The organism is Bradyrhizobium sp. Ec3.3, from assembly GCF_000472925.1.
In the GTDB taxonomy this organism is placed as follows: Bacteria; Pseudomonadota; Alphaproteobacteria; order Rhizobiales; family Xanthobacteraceae; genus Bradyrhizobium.
Window position 1 is genome coordinate 19,768 of record NZ_AXAS01000001.1, and the last position, 15,898, is coordinate 35,665.

Here is a 15,898-nt window from a genome sequence, read left to right on the forward strand (position 1 = left end):
TGACCCCCGCAATGGACCTGAAAGTCGAACGACTTCGCGAGGCACTCGATGCCGAGAGGATCGAGATCGAGGAGGGCTCTCCTCAGAGAGACCTGCCGGAGCCGGGTATTTTAGGTATGCGTAGGCGCGGTCGAGGCACTGGCAAAAGCGGCCGCAGGAGGACCGCATCCCACGAAAACCCTCGAGGCCATGACTTTGGACCGATCGCCAATCCTCTAGTCGATGCACCCGCTCCCGATTTGGTGGAGCGCACGCCACATTTGGAGCTCGAGGAGGCGGGCTCGCTCCGCGAAGGAAGTCGATTTTTCGCCAAGGTCTATCTGGACGAGCTGGCCCCTTCGGAAGGAGAATCTTCCGAACCGATCAAGGCAGTCGCAGGCACGCGAATAGAGATGACGCTCGCCACAAGCGATCATTTCGTACTCGAAGAGCGTGCGACGACATCGTTCAAGTTGGACGTTTCGACTGACCGCCTCGACATTGGACGGTTCGCGCTGACGGTAGTCGACAAACCAGATAAGGTAACGGGTCAGCCCTTCATCGCAGCCATTTTCTATGTGAATTCGCGACCGTGTGGCCGAGTTACGCGAACTGTGTCCATTTCGGGCGTGACTACTAAAGCAAGTGGTGCCATCCCCCCTTCCGAGCCTCCTCAGCCCGACCCTTGGGCGGTAACACCGGCTCCGCCGCCTGGATGCATCGAAGTTAGTGGGACCGAGGCCGAGACTCCCGATCTGGTCGTCACGATAGTTGCCGCCGACGCGAATGATGGTCGATCCTATCTTTGCTCGGTACAAACTCGTCACCTTGAGGAATTTCGGGAACGGCAGACATGCCCCTGGAATTTGCCAAACGTGACCCGCGATCTCATCGCCGGCTTTATGAAAAAGTTCACCGCCCAGCCCGACGGAACCGCGCTGATCGCAGAACTGAAGGGCGCCGGCAACGTTTTGTTCGAGGGCTCTCCCAGATTGTTTCAAAAAGCCTTCTGGGATCTGATCGATGCAGGAATTGCGATCAAAACGATCGCAATTGTCACCGCCGAGCCTTATGTTCCTTGGGAGCTCATGATCCCGACCCGGTGGAAGAACGGCACCGACTACGAAGAACGCCCGGCGCTCGGCGTCGAGTTTCAAGTCGGGCGATGGACGGATACAAGGGTCATCGCCCCCTCAAGCAAGATACAACTGCGGGACTGCTTCGTCGTTGCTCCCGCGTACCCGGGAAGCTGCAAGCTCGCCTTTTCTGATAATGAAGCCGCGATGGTGCTTGCGCGGTATTCCGGCGACAAGATCGAACCAGCCGACTTCGCAACAATACAATCCAGGCTCGGCACCGAAGCGAGGACTTTGGTGCATTTTATCTGCCACGGCGACGACGACGGGAGTGGAATTCAGACCATCGCCCTTGAAGGCGGGCGGACGTTGTCATCGACGGCATTACTTGGAATGTCAGGCCTCGCTAAGCTTTTCAGGGCTAAGCGACCGGTGGTCTTCCTCAATGCCTGCAAGGTAGGGCAGACGGTCCCGTCGTTGGTCGGCCTCGGAGGATTCGTCGCATCCTTCATCAAGCTCGGAGCTACCGCGGTCATTGCGCCCCTTTGGAGCGTCGAAGATTCCGTCGCGAATAAAGTAGCGACGTCTTTCTACGAAGCGTTGAAGAACACTCCTGAAATGCCGCTGGCCAAGATCTTCTCGGCGATACGGGCCGAGGCATACAAGGACGGAAGCGGGCGCGATACGTATGCAGCGTATTGTTTCTACGGCGATCCCTTCGCAACCGTTTCGCGCTGAACACAATCTACTTATATAGAATCTGGCTGGTTCTGCCCGCGCACTATTCGCACGGGCGGAACGGCCCTGGCGTCGCGGCAACGGCCATGATCGCGACCCTCGGGATTACCCTAGGTTCTCGCGACACGTTGTTGTTCGGTTGGAGATGCAGCCCTATTTATTCGTCGAGCAAAGCTCCTGGCGGGCCCGAGGGCCACAACAGCAGTCTACGTTTTACTGGAGATGATACATGGCCGATAAGAAGACCATTTTCGTCGCTTTCGCGATGGAAGACGTTAAACAGCGTGACTTGCTGAAGGGCCAGGCCCTGAACACCAAGACGCCATTCGACTACGTCGACATGTCAGTCAAGGAGCCCTATGATAAGGAATGGAAGGATCGCGTCCGAACCAGAATTCGTCGCTCGGATGGTGTCATTGCGCTGATTAGCAAGGATTCGCAAACTTCGAGTGGTCAGAGGTGGGAAATCCAATGCGCCAAAGAAGAGAAAGTTCCGCTGCGTGGCGTCTGGGCTTATACCGACGACCGCACGAAGCTCGATGGCGTCAATACTGTCGTGTGGACTTGGGACAACATCAAAGCCTTCATCGATTCGCTTTGAGAGACTACCCATGAGAAAAGCTCTTGTCGTCGGCATCGATTACTACGAATCCATCACACCGCTTTATGGGGCGGTAGACGATGCCCATAGCGTGAAGGCCATGCTTGAGAGACACGCCGATGGGTCCGTCAACTTCGGCGTCAATCTGAAATCGGGAACAGCCCCGCGCGATGCGGTCAAGCGACAAGAGCTCAAGGAACTTATTCGTGAGCTTTTTGCCGGCGACGGGGAGATAGCTCTCCTATATTTTGCCGGCCACGGACATCTCGATATTACTGGCGGATACCTCTGCGCAAGTGATTGCGAAACCGGCGACGATGGTGTCCCGCTCGCCGAGATCATGACGCTGGCCACGAAGTCTCATATCCAGAACAAGGTCATCATATTGGATTGTTGCCACAGCGGAATCGCAGGCGACAGCCCAACCAACGCGAAAGTGTCCGAAATCAGCGACGGGGTCACGATACTCACCGCCTCGACGGCGGAACAGTATGCCGAGGAGAATGACGAGGGCGGCGTATTCACTAGCCTTCTCGTCGATGCTCTCGGTGGGGCCGCAGCAAATCTGGTGGGAGACGTGACACCTGGCGGGGTTTATGCCCACATCGATCAATCACTCGGCCCATGGGCCCAGCGGCCGGTATTCAAGACGAACGTCAAGCGCTTCGTGTCACTGCGAAAAGTGCAGCCTCCTCTGCAGTTGTCGGACCTTCGTCGAATCTCGGAGTTCTTCCCCGACGCCGGCTCGCAGTTCCAGCTTGACCCGACTTACGAACCCGAGCGGCCCCAGCCTCTGCCGCCGGATGTGCCGCCGCCGAACCTGGAAAACACCGTGGTGTTCGCGATCCTGCAAAAGTATAATCGCAATGGATTGGTCGTTCCTGAGGGGGCGCCGCACATGTGGCACGCGGCCATGCAAAGCAAGACGCTTCGGCTTACTGCATTGGGTGAACACTATCGACGACTCGCAAGGAAGGGATTGATCTAGTTTGCGAAAGTCTGGTCAGCTATCCTCGCCTGAGCTCGAGCAACTCATCGAAGCTCTCGCGAACATCGAGCACGAACGGTGGGCCCACTGGCAGCGTTACGTGCATGACCATTGTATTCGAGCTCCGAACGGCTCTTTGATCATCCCTGCGGATCTGGTCGCGCGCTGGGAGGAACAGATCGCCCGCCCTTATTCAAAATTGAGCGAGGCCGAAAAGGAAAGCGATCGGAACCAAGTCCGACGCTATCTTCCAACAATCATACAAGCGTTTGGCATGGCGGGCGGCCAGAAATCTGAATAGACGACGAGATACAATCTAGGATCAATCGAATAGTCTTGAACGACAATGCCGCGTTCTATCGTGCACCTTTCCGAAGCATCGGAGATGGCCGACGTTGCGGACTCCTGGAGAAGACTCAACAGCCAATTTATGAGCTTGCAAGATCTCACTGATTGAGGTCACGCACACCTGCTCGAAAAAACCTGTCAGCAGCGCGACCGGTCATGGGCTTGGTCCCGCCGGTTCATTTGCTCTGTCCAGCGAGGGCCTTCGAGAGTGCTGTTTCAGGGTAGGATGGTGCGAGATAAGGCTCACAGCATAAGCTTTCGAAGCGTACGCCGGCACTCCCTCTCGCGCTCAGAGTATCCAGTACAAGTCTGTGAGTTGCCTGTGCGAAGACCTCGCCGACCAAAGCCGGACTGGCCCAAGGCTTTTCGTTCTTGCCTTTCAGAAACACAAACACGACGTAGCCCGCTTTCTCCAGAGCTAGTTTTGCTTTCGAAGCAGATTCGAAATCTTCGTTGGTAAACGCTAGAAAAACTCGGTTCTCCGGGGCTGCCGCCAGCCAATTCCTCACGAACCGGCAACCTTCATCCAGGGATAGCTTAGGACGACCGCAAGCGGCTTTTTTAGTGGCCAATCGTTTGGGCACTGCGCTCGGACGGTAGGCGAAGAGCACGCCGGAACGTCCTTGTGCAAAAGCGTACGGCCACGCTTCCTTCGTGAAGCTTCCCCAATCTTTTTCCTTTGGTGCATAACCTTTCAACGACGCCAGCCTTGGCACGCCTGACGCCGCGAGATCCGAGGCCTTTCCTAACACTACATCGATGCCCACGTTATCTAACTGCTGCCAAACTGCCTTAAGGAAGCTGTCATCCGGTCCCTCGCCTTGAGTCACGATGGCTCCGACTGCGAGTCCAGCGGTAACTAATAGGCAAACTAGGGCGGTCAGCCAACTTTCAAGTCTCACTATCATTGCTCCAACTGTGACCCGAATCTGATGCAGTAAGCGTCCAACCTACACAGGCGACACGGAGTCGAAAACTAGGACTCGCCCCAGGGAGCAGACACCGCTTGCAGCGCACGTTACGCTGGGTAAACATCATCCGACGCGCTTGACTTGAAATCGAATGCCCGCTGCGGGACCAAGCTGGACGTCGATCTTGCGGCTCTACCTTGTTGCAGTTGGTGCAGCGCGCGCGCCAAGCGCCGCCCGAGGACTCAAGATGTGCAATCTTTACTCGATGACGAAGAACGTGGACGCCATCCGACGGCTGTTCAGTGCGCTCAACAGTCGCGTCGGCAACTTGCCGAGCATGCCCGGCATCTTTCCGGATTACCAGGCGCCCATCGTCCGAAACGCCGCCGAAGGGCGGGAGATCGTCATGGCGCGATGGGGCATGCCATCGTCTCAGAGCGTCCTGTTCGAAGCTGCCAAGAAGCGGGCACAAAAACTCTAGTCCAAGGGCAAAACGGCCGAATTTAAGGAATTGCTCCGGCTCGAGCCGGACAGCGGCACCACCAACATTCGGAACGTCAAGAGTGGCCATTGGAAACCGTGGCTCGGCCCCGAGCATCGCTGCCTGGTCCCGTTCACGTCTTTCAGCGAGTACGACATAACCGATGGCCAAAAGGCGCCCGTCTGGTTTGTGCACGACGATACGCGCCCGCTACTCGCCTTCGCCGGCCTCTGGACGAACTGGACGAGTGTGCGCAAGGTCAAGGAAGGCGAAGTCACCACCGACGTCTACGGCTTCCTGACCTGCGATCCCAACGCCGAGGTCAAGCGCGTGCATCCAAAGGCGATGCCAGTGATCCTGACGAACGCCGAGGAGCACGACGTCTGGATGCGAGCGCCCTGGGATGAGGCCAAGTCACTGCAGCGCCCACTTCCGGATGGTGCGCTCAAATTCATCGCGACTGGGGAAAAGGAAGATCCGGCGCTGGTCGCCTAGCTGTGCATAGGCCGGCGGAACAGGTGGACAAGCCGCAGGTATGACGATTCGGAATCCCTGGTCTGTGTTAGCAGCCGGAACGGACAACGGGCGGCGAGGATTCGTCCTGGCAGGAGCGATCTCGATGCTGATGTTCAAGGAAAGGCGACCCGCAATCAGGACGCTGAGGGGCTGGGCGATCTCCGTGCTTCAGGACGCCGGCGCCATCCGCGAATGCGAGGAGCACGCTTGGCTGCAGGATCGTGCCGACCCGCACGCTCGTGACCGCGCGTTCGATATCGCGCATCGGAATCCGCCGGCCGGGGTTTCTCCGGAGGCCGCAGCGGTCGCGATCGGCGAGGTCCTGGATTCGATCGGCGATGCGTGCCCAGAGTGTCCGCCCGAGGATGTTGTCTAAGGGCTATGACGAGCCGACGGCGAACCTCTATGATGTGCGGATTGCCTCAACCGATCCGGAACAAGGCGTTTCGACGGCGCCCTGGCAAGAATGCGTCTGTCGAACAGCGCGATAACCCGAACGTGCGCAGCAAACGGGGTCGCCTCCAACACTAGCACCGCGCCCCCGGTAAAATACGGGGGTGCCCCTTCCGAAGATGTAGAATGCCAGGTTCACAGCTTGCGCGGTCACTCAGCCTTCGCTTGGATGCCCACTATGCGGGGCGGGATTGTCATCGTTCTTCTGGGCCTTACAGCCTTTGGAGCCTACTCCATGGGCCGTCCGGATGGGCGGACTCTTAACACGCCGCCTGTGACTGCAGCACAGGTACCCAAGCCCGCTGCAAAGCGGCTCGCACTGACAGCGATCCCGAGCGACGTCTCCCAGCCGCAGGTCTCCAAAACTGTTCCGCCCGGACCGAGTGGCGCCATCACCACACCTCCCAAAACGCCCCAAGAGCCCGCGCCTCAGCAAGGCGATACCAAGCGGAAGGTTGAAGTTGTCCTGACCGCAGCGGCCATCGCAGCAATATCAAGGCGAGCCGAGACCAGTATCACGCAACTGGCAGGCCCTGCGCTTGTCCGGATGACCTGATGCGTAATGGTCGATCATGCGGCGGGAGAAGCGCCTACTCGCGGCCGGGCGGCTCTGCGCCGCTCTGCTATCCGAGTGACATCACTCCTGTGATGGTCGAGGCCTATCGGAAAACGGCTGCTTCAAGATGAGTGCTGGCCACTGCCCTAGGCGTTGTCGTCAAAGCGGGATATCCTAGATCTACCTGACGTTGCTTCGGCCGCAGCAGGAGCCGCCCCGTGGAGAGAAACCCTTCCACCATCCCAGTCCTGCCACCGCCTTTCGAGCACGCGCTCACCAATTTTGCGCGCAGCCTGCAAGGCGAGGCACCGGCCAAGGTGGTTGCGCTCGGCTCATCAACGATCGCCGGTGAAGGCGACATCGTGGCCTTGCCCTACCGACTGGAAGCGCTGCTTCGCAAGCATTATGCGAAGCCCATCATCAACGTGATCGGCCGCGGCATCGGCGGCCAGGAGGCGCCGCTCGAGCGCGATCGGATGAAGCGCGACGTCATTGCCGAACAACCGAGCCTGGTGATCTGGCAGGTCGGCACCAACGCCGTGTGGCAGAAGCCAGACAACGTTCCACCGCCGCCGAGCTTCGCCGAGACGATCGCCGCCATCCGCGACGGGCTTGCCATGCTGCGCGACGGCGGCAAGGCTGATGTCATCCTGATGGATCTGCAATATGTGCCGGCAGTGCTGACGCCGGCCAAGGTCGACAAGGCCAATCAGATGGTAGAAGCAATCGGTCAGATCGCACGCGAGGCGGGCGTTAACTTGTTCGGCCGCTTCACCCTAATGAAGGGCTGGCACGAGGTCGAACGCGTGTCGTTCGATCGCATGGTCGATCCCGAGGATACCGACAGGCTGCATGATAGCGATTGGACCACGCAGCGGCTCGCCTGGGTGCTGAAGGACATCATCATCGACGCCGTGAGCAGGGCCGAGTCTGCGCCGGCGGCATGACCGCGCGCTGGCGGAAGGAGCTAAAGCGCGATGAGATTCGGGTGAATCATCATCGCGCTTTAGGTTATTGTTTGACCGTGATCTTTTCGGAAAACCGCCCCGCAGTTTTCCGGATCATGCTCTAATCCACCCGATTGTAACGACTGTGGCGCGCCGGCGGCGGCGCGTTGAAGGCGTGGTATGGATTGACGTCGCAGTTTGCGGCGCGGCCGGAGGCCGAGGCGCGACACTGCGGGATCGAGGCAAACGAGCAGTCGTAATAGTCGCCGCCGAATCCGCCACTAGTATAGACGTGCATGCAAACCGGATAGCGCGGATCGAAGGTCTGGGCCTCGGCCGGTGCGGCAGACTGCAATGCGGCGATCGCGATGAGGGTCAAGAACGGTGTGCGCATCGAAAATTCCTCGAATCGATGGCGACGTCATGACGTCACGCTGTTTCCCATAGAGCAAAACCGCACTCGTGGCGACTGTGCAGAATCTCCATAATTTGCGGATGGCCCCAACCGATCCGGAGCAAGGCGTTTCGACGGTGTCCCGGAAGGTCATCCCGGAACCGAATGCCCTCGCAAGCTGCCCTTGTCGATGCGGAAGGCGAACTTGGAGCGAAGGTATCTTGGTTGACCCGTTCGAGCAGGCGAGCTTGGGCCTGATCTATTCCGCGCCGCATGCAACGTGGCCTTGAGGGACTGGGGTCAACACGCCGCGATCGGTCTGAACCGCGCCGGGTTTGCCGGAGGCTCCAACTCCTGAGAGGATGGAGCCATGACGAGCAAGACGACGAACAAGTTTTCACCCGAGGTCCGGGCCCGAGCGGTACGGATGGTTCTGGATCACGCGAACGAGCACCCCTCTCGCTGGGCGGCGGTGACATCGATTGCCGCCAAGATTGGCTGCACGCCGCAGACGCTGCATGACTGGGTCAGGAAGGCCGAGATCGACAGCGGGCAGCGGGCCGGCGCTCCGACCGACATGGCCGAGAAGCTGAAGGCCCTCGAACGGGAGAACCGCGAGCTTCGGCAGGCCAACGAGATCCTGCGCAAGGCAAGCGCGTATTTTGCGATGGCGGAGCTCGACCGCCGGTCCAAGCCATGATCACCTTCATCGACGATCATCGTGGGGCGCATGGGGTCGAGCCGATCTGCAAGGTCTTGCCGATCGCCCCCTCGACCTACCACGCCCATGTCGCCAAGCGGCGCGATCCGGCCAGGCTGTCGGCCCGCGCCAGGCAGGATGCAGCCCTGAAGATCGAGGTTCGGCGAGTGTTCGATCAGAACTTCTCCGTCTATGGCGTGCGCAAGGTCTGGCGCCAGCTCAAGCGCGAAGGCTTCGATGTTGCCCGTTGCACAGTGTCGCGGCTGATGCGGGACTTGGGGCCTGCAAGGGGTCGTCCGCGGCAAGCCCGTCAAAACCACGGCCAGCGACAAGGCCGCGCCATGCCCGCTGGATCACGTCAACCGCCAGTTCAAGGCGCCGAGGCCGAACGTCCTGTGGCTCTCCGACTTCACCTATGTCGCGACCTGGACCGGCTTCGTTTACGTCGCCTTCGTCATCGACGCCTATGCCCGCAGGATCGTGGGCTGGCGGGCTTCGCGTACGGCGCACGCAGGCTTCGTGCTCGATGCGTTGGAGCAGGCCCTGCATGATCGACGGCCGGTCCACCGCGGCGGGCTCGTGCACCACAACGACAGGGGCAGCCAATACGTCTCAATCAAATACACCGAGCGCCTGGCCGAAGCCGGCGTGGAGCCTTCGGTCGGCAGTGTCGGAGATTCCTATGACAACGCCCTCGCCGAAACCATCAACGGTCTCTACAAGGCTGAGGTGATCCACCGACGCGGGCCGTGGCGCAGCTTCGAGGCGGTCGAGTTCGCGACCCTGGAATGGGTCGATTGGTTCAACAACCGAAGGCTTCTGGAGTCCATCGGCAACATACCGCCGGCCGAAGCCGAGCAACGCTACTACGCCATGCTGGAACAACCCGCCATGGCGGCGTAACTTAAACCAAATGGCCTCCGGCAAACCCGGGGCGGTTCAGTCCTATCAGGCGGGACGGCACAAGTTCTGGGCAAAGGAAAACCGTAGTCACCTAGCAATGGAGCGAGCGCTTGACGGATTCGCATGATCACCTTAAGCCGGCACCTCGATGAAGCTGGAGAAGATCAAGTGGCCAAACAAGTGAAGAACAAGCGCAAAGAGTACACCAAGGAAGATGTCAAGCTGCTCAAGGCACATTCCAAGGCCCGCACTCCAGTGACCAAACTCTCGAAGCTGATGAAACGCTCCGAGGGCTCCCTGCGACAGAAGACTCTCAGCCTTGCTCTCCGCGCGGCCGCTCCTTCGGCGTGATGGGCTTGCCGGCCCGCTTCCGTTTGATGAGGTCGATGAGCGCGGTCTCATACTGATCCTCGAACTTCTCGGGCTCGAACTGACCGGCCTTCTGGTTGACGATGCGCTTGGCGAGGTCGAGCATGTCTTTGGTGACTTTGACGTCCTGGATCTCGTCGAAATACTCGTGCTCGCCGCGCACCTCATAGGGATAGCGCAGCAGCATGCCGACAAGACCAACTCCGAGACTCTAAACGCCGCCGGATGAAAAATCAGTGGCAGGTCAGGTTGATCAAGCGGTCCATATGGAACCCGAGACGTTTGCTCAGTATCTGTCTTACATTGCTTCACATCACATAGACTAATCTAATTGATAAGTTGGCAGACTGCGAACTTGCGGCAGGGTCAACAATCTTAGTGCTCGGTACCCCATTGGAAGTTCTAGGACCGCATACTGCCACCGTCTGGACCAAACAAGGGCGCGCCGCATTTCTCGATCAATACAGCATTCGGTACGCTCCGGGCAGCGAGTTACTTCACCTTTGCGAGGAGCGATTAATTCGGCGTGGGCTGCCCCGGTCATCTTTGCTTGCTGTTCAAGACCCGTCTGAGAACCTCCCGTTCGCGGGTTTGGAGATAGAGATGGCAAAGGGGACATTCGATATCAGCGAATGTTTGCGCGGACGTGCCGCGACAAGTGATGCTGTGGTGCATGCGGTTTCCGAGCATTCGTATTTGCATTTTGCCTGCCATGGATTTTCTTCATTAGAAGATCCTCTCGAGTCAGAGTTGACCCTTGCGCGAGGTACGCAGCTTACGGCTGCCCAGGTAATCAAAGACCTCGATTTGAGCAAATGTCACTTGGTTATTCTGTCGGCATGCCAAACTGGGCTTGTGAGTTCGACAAACCTCGAGACCGAGTATCTTGGTTTGCCGATCGCCTTTCTTCAGGCAGGAGCACCAGCGGTCATAAGCACCCTTTGGAGTGTAGAAGACGAATCGACGATGCTTTTGATGGATCGGCAAATTGCATAGGCGATCCGGAGTTCCGGCCTCGGTCGCTTTGGGGAAGGCGCAGCGATGGCTCCGTTCTGCACGCAATGTCGATATTGCGGAAGTTTTCGAGGAGATTTCGATGGCTGCGATTGACAGCGAAGACAAAAGTAATCGTCTAGCACATGATGCTTTCAGGCGGTACGCGGCGTCAGATCAAAATGGTCGGCCTTTCGAGGAACCCCACTATTGGGCGCCTTTCATATACGTGGGTGCTGAGATCTTACCCGGATAGGAAGCTGTCGAATGCAAAGGCGAGTGACGAGAACCACTTCCTGTTGTCCTGGATGGACAAGAATCCGCTCCCCTTGGTGGAAAGGGAGGTTGCGCTTGCGGTGCACGCGGATAAGGGTTGATCCGTACAAAATGATCAACGATGCACGTAGGGCTTCGAATTCACGTTCAAGAACGGCAAGGTCCTGCTGTCGTCCGATGAAGCGGATACATCCGGGGAGTTCGCGCTTGCGTACGAACAACAAGTTTGGACGATAGACCTTCGGTGGCGCAGCAGGGACACCCAACGAGGTCGCGCTCAACCAACATAAGCGCGCATCAGCCAGCAGCGCGAACACGATGGACGGTGATCTCGCCGTGCTTTGTCGCTTCGCCGACCGCCGTCGGCAGCTTGTCAGCCAATAGATTCAACGCGGATTCCTTTGGAACGCCCAAAGAGTCCGCTAAGCTCGCGACGTTTTCAGGGCCCAAAGCCTCTGCGACTTCGCCGGGGGAGATCGAGGGTTTGGATTGATTGTCCGCCCAGGAGAAGACGCGGTCTGCAAAGCCGCTCGATGATAGTCGATCGACGACCGTCTGAAGGTTGCCGATAGACGACCTCTTCAATGCCGCGCCCAAAAGCTCCGGCAGACCACTGGCCGCGACTTGCCCGGCCAGTCCAATGAAGACATTTCCGAAATTATCAAATGGCCGCATGTCGATCCTCTCGAACCGCAAGGTAGGATGGAACGCCGTCGAACGCTAGATGTTCAACTCATGCACCTTACCTGAATACCTCTTCCGAAGATCACTTATGATCGAACTGATTTGCGTACCCACGTTAACGTAGGCCACCGGCTTTCCATTGAAGTTCACACCGGTGACCGGCGTTGCGCCCCGATGCAATCCTACCGCGTTCCAGCGATCGTCGAGGATAGGCGATCCGGAAGACCCTGCCATCGTGTCGGTGAAATACCGAAGCTGAGTATCAGTCGCTTGTGTTAACAGGTTGTTCCGGATCGCGAACTTCTTTGGTTTGCCGTCAGGATGCTGGATAATGTTCAATGCTGGTCGATCCTCGTCCGGACCTGAAAAGGTGATCGGACCGCCAACGTTCAGGGCTTGCCTGCCATCGCCATTTAGCCTCAACAGCGCGTAGTCCAATGTTTTGTCCCAGGCGACCAGCTCCTTGACGTCCATGGGATTACCCTGCGCGCTTTCGAAGTCGTAATCGAACGTCGCGGTCGTCGCCAAGGCTTGCAATCCGAAGTCCTGTTCGGATGCTGCAGCTTCACCAGCCTCGCGGGCTTTAATCACGTGATGGTTGGTCAGAAGGAGATTGGGTGCGATCAGCCAGCCGCTGCCGAGAAATAAAACGGGATTTCCCGCAGCATCCGTCTGCGGGTGCCCGCCCATATGGCGCTTCACAGACAACTTCGCGACGGCCTTGCCGGCGGTGACTCCCGCCGTCATGAAGAGATACGGCACCATGTCATCTCGGTGCACCACGACTTCTTCGAGCTCGGGAAAACCCGTGGCGTCTATGACGGGCGCGCCGGTGGAGATCGTTTCTACCTTATGGAGCGCTTTCCTGAGGGGTTCGGCATCCGGTCGGCCTATCAGCAGAGACGTCGCGTTGCCGAGGAAAACCTTCAACGGAACCGAACCGTCTTCCAAGCGATCGATGTCGTTCAGGCTGCGAATATCAAGTCGAGCCGACAGAAGCGGCTGGGTAGCCGTCTGAAACATCCCCGTCACGACGGCAGGAATTCCGTCGAGTAAATCCGAACGGACTTGAGGGCTGTACCCGAGAAGTTCGAGTAGTTTTTGCGAGACTTGGATGATTTCTTCGTTGCTTAGGTATGGCATCAGGACATGGCCTCGCTCAGCGACGCAAATTCCCACGGCTCTCGATATGGTTCGAGACCTGCAAGGTCTGCCCCGGCCAAGGTCGCCCTTTCCGAAGCCAGAAGTTCGATGATCACACGTACCGAGCCGGGAGTTGGCTGCGTGCTGGCTGCAGCAAACACGTCGGCCGCGTCAGACGGATTTGATAAGAGCGCTCTATTGGAGTCTGGGAGCAACCCGACCAGCTTTCCAAGCTCGACCGGGTCGAGTTTCGTGGATTTCAGACGGCGCATAACCTCGGACGAAAGTGGCGAGATCAAGCTTGTGACGGTGCGCGGATAATTCTCTCCGAGTTGAACGAGCGCGAACCTGACGAGGGACTGCTCTTTGTCAATCTCGGCGAGCGGTAGGGTCATGAGCTTGGCAGCCAAACGCTCCCGCAAGTCGCCCGCATTCTTTTCACCCAAAACCTCAAGCTTTTGGGCAAGAGCCTGAACGACGGATAGGCTGCTGGTTAGAGTTTCGCAAACGTCGATCAGTTGATCTAGAAAGCCGCTCGTCGAGGCTTCGCCCATTTGCCAAGCAGCCTGCGATCTGAACCATAAAATTTCGGCGAGCCGCCCGCGGTTGCCCATGGCAGGATAATCATCGAGAGCGGAATCCAGAAGCCGCGCCGCCTCCTCGTAATGGCCTAACGCCAGGTGCGCTCGCGCTTCCATAGCGAAAAGCGGGCTTTCAGGCGTCCGTTCCTTGCGTTCTCCTAGGATTGCAAGAGCAGCCAGAGCGTCGCCGACGCGCAATGTCTCGAGTGCCCTACGTCCGATCAACCGCTCCCAGCTGGCGAGATCAGCGCGCACGTACGTCTCCGACGGGAGTTCGATGCTCATCCTTTGGGCCAGCCAGATCTGCTGCTCGGCGCCGACCTCATCGATTGCCGAGTTCAAATACCGGTCGATACCAGGCAGCCATCGCCCCTGTAACCACCGCTCGTCTTGCTTCAACATCAACCGATGATAGATCTCCTCGGCGCGCTCGGAGAGTGATGGAGGTCTCATTTCGTAAAATGTAATGATCGCTTCCTGCAGTTCGCGCACGAGGGCCGGACGATCCTCCATCATCAGCAAAAGCGTGGGATGACGAACCTCTTCACGATACCGGAGAGCGTCATCCTGCTCGAGGCTGACGAGAGCATGCTCGCGCTGTAAACCCTCGAAAAGGCTATCGGCCCGCTCGTCCGAGATATGACCAAGGCCACACACAGGCGCCAGAACATCCCGGATGATTTCTTTGGTAACGCGCCGGAGGATCATCCCGGGATGCGCAAGCGTCTTGATATCGGGATCATGAATATGGTCTAGCACTCTCTGATAGAGCTTGCCCCTGATCACCTGGGGAGCGACGTTGAAGAGCCAGTACTTCTTGGTCTCAAGGTCTTGAATTCCGCCGCTGGTCTTTTCGCTTTGGGCTACGCGCGCCGCCAAGCGTAACATCAGCGGACTACCTCCGATTTGCCTATAAATCGCGACAGCATCGGGCTGGGGCACATCAAGAATGGTGAGCAGGTGAACGGCATCACTCGAACTAAGATCATCGAGCGGGCATTCGATCGGTGCTTGCCGATTGACGGTGAAAGGATTGGGGCGTCCCCTTCCCGCGATGATGACGCGAAGCGCTGGGAAGTTCGCCTGAATTGTTTCGAGCATGCGCCAAAAGCCAAGCAGATCTTCGCGCAAACGATAGTAGACTTCTTCGAACGTATCGAAGACCAATAGCACAGGCACGTTCGATGCGGACTGTTGCGAACTGGCGGCCTTGCCGATCCGATTCAGCAAATTAGCAAAGGCGATATAGAGGGACTGCTCCGTAGCCGCTCTTTGAGCACCGCGCAACCTGCCGCCTCGGTTGGCGCGCTCCTGCAATTGCGCGCGTTCATCCCTGTAAACTTCGACTAACCTTTTGAAGCTGGACACGGCGGCGGAGGCGGTATTGTTCGGACCGGATCCTCCTTCGATCTGCGCGGTTAGCTGATCACACGCTGCGATCAGGATTGTGAACGGTTGTTGGATATCGAGAGATTCGGAATCAAACGGAAGATACGCAAATGGAAACCAACCGCTTTCCGGCGCGTCAACGTGCTCGAGAAGAAACTTGCCGACGAGTGCGGTCTTGCCTACGCCCCCCGGTCCCCAAAGAACAAGTGGCGGCTTCGACTCCAAGCCGTAGAAACTCCTCAAGCGTTGCCAAATCGAGGGCGAAACTACCCCAACATAGTCGCGCAAAACCTGAAGCTCGCGATCCCGCCCGGTAAACTCTGCATCCACCAAGTGCTCGAACACAGAAACAGCCGATCTGCGCCGCAGTGCTTCTTCGAATTTGTCCCTCTCGGGCAAACCTCCGAAATCGCCGATGCCCCAGTCGTAGACCTGTCCGAGCCCGATGAGTTCGTCGTAGTTCATCGAGGCGAGATCGAAATGGTCTCCGTTGATCCATCTCTCTAATACCGTCTGCACCTGTGTGCGGACAACGGTTGAATTGATCGTGAGAACTGACTTCATCATTTGTCGTCCGCCCAAATTCCAAAGGAATCTGAGAGCCGATCGCCGTTCCTCGACTTTCAGTGTCCGAAGCGCCAAGTGACGCCATCCCACTGCGGGCACCGTGGAGTCCAGAAGAGCCTTCAGGGGATCGACCGGCTTGGCAAGAGGAAGCCAGGGCTTGAGCTGGGCCGGATTGAAGACATGAAGAACCGAAGCCGCCAGCAGGTAGAAGTAGCTGGACTCGTCCAGGGAGAGGCTCTCGCGAGCCGCAGTTCTGCGCCTGAGTTCGGCAAGTAAGTCTCCAGTGGAGAGCGGCGCGGCCATGC

12 protein-coding genes, 3 pseudogenes and 1 other annotated feature are annotated in these 15,898 nt (G+C 58.2%); of the genes and pseudogenes, 9 read left to right on the plus strand and 6 right to left on the minus strand.

Annotation, left to right across the window (positions count from 1 at the left end; genetic code table 11):
• Window positions 1-11 precede the first annotated feature (11 nt).
• From YUU_RS60030 to YUU_RS0100105, 3 genes are all read left to right on the plus strand, one after another.
• Window positions 12-1,793 (plus strand): CHAT domain-containing protein, encoded by a 1,782-nt coding sequence (locus YUU_RS60030; RefSeq protein ID WP_198031666.1) that lies wholly within the window; start codon window positions 12-14, stop codon window positions 1,791-1,793.
• 229 nt (window positions 1,794-2,022) lie between these two features.
• Window positions 2,023-2,394 carry a TIR domain-containing protein gene (locus YUU_RS0100100; RefSeq protein ID WP_027520526.1) on the plus strand — a complete coding sequence of 124 codons (372 nt, stop codon included), beginning with the start codon at window positions 2,023-2,025 and terminating at the stop codon, window positions 2,392-2,394.
• Between the two features lie 10 nt (window positions 2,395-2,404).
• Window positions 2,405-3,382: a caspase family protein gene (locus YUU_RS0100105; RefSeq protein WP_027520527.1), complete on the plus strand. Its 978-nt coding sequence runs from the start codon at window positions 2,405-2,407 to the stop codon at window positions 3,380-3,382.
• Window positions 3,383-3,906: 524 nt separating this feature from the next.
• On the opposite strand, the gene YUU_RS58250 is transcribed toward YUU_RS0100105, so the two are convergent.
• Window positions 3,907-4,560, minus strand: coding sequence for a hypothetical protein (locus YUU_RS58250; protein ID WP_156944013.1), 654 nt, complete (start codon window positions 4,558-4,560; stop codon window positions 3,907-3,909).
• 328 nt (window positions 4,561-4,888) lie between these two features.
• Here YUU_RS58250 and YUU_RS49650 point away from each other — a divergent pair.
• The 3 genes and pseudogenes from YUU_RS49650 (at window position 4,889) to YUU_RS0100125 (ending at window position 7,594) form a co-directional block, all read left to right on the plus strand.
• A pseudogene (locus YUU_RS49650) lies at window positions 4,889-5,617 on the plus strand (SOS response-associated peptidase).
• A gap of 124 nt (window positions 5,618-5,741) precedes the next feature.
• Window positions 5,742-6,014, plus strand: coding sequence for a hypothetical protein (locus tag YUU_RS0100120; RefSeq protein WP_027520528.1), 273 nt, complete (start codon window positions 5,742-5,744; stop codon window positions 6,012-6,014).
• Between the two features lie 851 nt (window positions 6,015-6,865).
• A complete protein-coding gene (locus tag YUU_RS0100125) occupies window positions 6,866-7,594 on the plus strand; it encodes an SGNH/GDSL hydrolase family protein (protein ID WP_051389537.1) in 729 nt (242 codons plus the stop codon).
• Between the two features lie 121 nt (window positions 7,595-7,715).
• On the opposite strand, the gene YUU_RS0100135 is transcribed toward YUU_RS0100125, so the two are convergent.
• Window positions 7,716-7,988, minus strand: coding sequence for a DUF3551 domain-containing protein (locus tag YUU_RS0100135; protein ID WP_027520530.1), 273 nt, complete (start codon window positions 7,986-7,988; stop codon window positions 7,716-7,718).
• 370 nt (window positions 7,989-8,358) lie between these two features.
• On the opposite strand from YUU_RS0100135, the pseudogene YUU_RS49655 reads away from it, so the two are divergent.
• Together YUU_RS49655 and YUU_RS55965 are read left to right on the plus strand one after the other, a co-directional pair.
• Window positions 8,359-9,591: pseudogene (locus YUU_RS49655) on the plus strand (IS3 family transposase).
• Window positions 8,643-8,759 (plus strand) — a sequence feature (AL1L pseudoknot). It overlaps the preceding pseudogene by 117 nt.
• Before the next feature lie 123 nt (window positions 9,592-9,714).
• Window positions 9,715-9,942, plus strand: a complete 228-nt coding sequence (locus YUU_RS55965; protein ID WP_156944014.1) for a hypothetical protein — start codon at window positions 9,715-9,717, stop codon at window positions 9,940-9,942.
• Here the strand turns inward: YUU_RS55965 and YUU_RS0100155 are convergent.
• A pseudogene (locus YUU_RS0100155) lies at window positions 9,914-10,159 on the minus strand (Ku protein); the annotation flags it as partial. The gene YUU_RS55965 and the pseudogene YUU_RS0100155 sit on opposite strands and share 29 nt — an antisense overlap.
• Before the next feature lie 179 nt (window positions 10,160-10,338).
• Between YUU_RS0100155 and YUU_RS55970 the strand changes: the two are divergent.
• Window positions 10,339-10,956, plus strand: coding sequence for a CHAT domain-containing protein (locus YUU_RS55970; RefSeq protein ID WP_245287906.1), 618 nt, complete (start codon window positions 10,339-10,341; stop codon window positions 10,954-10,956).
• 570 nt (window positions 10,957-11,526) lie between these two features.
• On the opposite strand, the gene YUU_RS49660 is transcribed toward YUU_RS55970, so the two are convergent.
• Genes YUU_RS49660 through YUU_RS0100180 form a run of 3 tightly spaced genes read right to left on the minus strand, consistent with a single transcriptional unit; the run spans window position 11,527 to window position 15,896 of the window.
• The gene (locus YUU_RS49660) at window positions 11,527-11,904 is read right to left on the minus strand and encodes a YidB family protein (RefSeq protein WP_156944015.1); all 378 of its coding nucleotides are present in this window, start codon (window positions 11,902-11,904) and stop codon (window positions 11,527-11,529) included.
• A gap of 45 nt (window positions 11,905-11,949) precedes the next feature.
• Window positions 11,950-13,056, minus strand: a complete 1,107-nt coding sequence (locus YUU_RS49665) for a trypsin-like peptidase domain-containing protein (RefSeq protein WP_051389539.1) — start codon at window positions 13,054-13,056, stop codon at window positions 11,950-11,952.
• A complete protein-coding gene (locus YUU_RS0100180; protein WP_027520535.1) occupies window positions 13,056-15,896 on the minus strand; it encodes an AAA family ATPase in 2,841 nt (946 codons plus the stop codon). The genes YUU_RS49665 and YUU_RS0100180 overlap by 1 nt, the downstream gene beginning before the upstream one ends.
• Window positions 15,897-15,898: the final 2 nt, after the last annotated feature.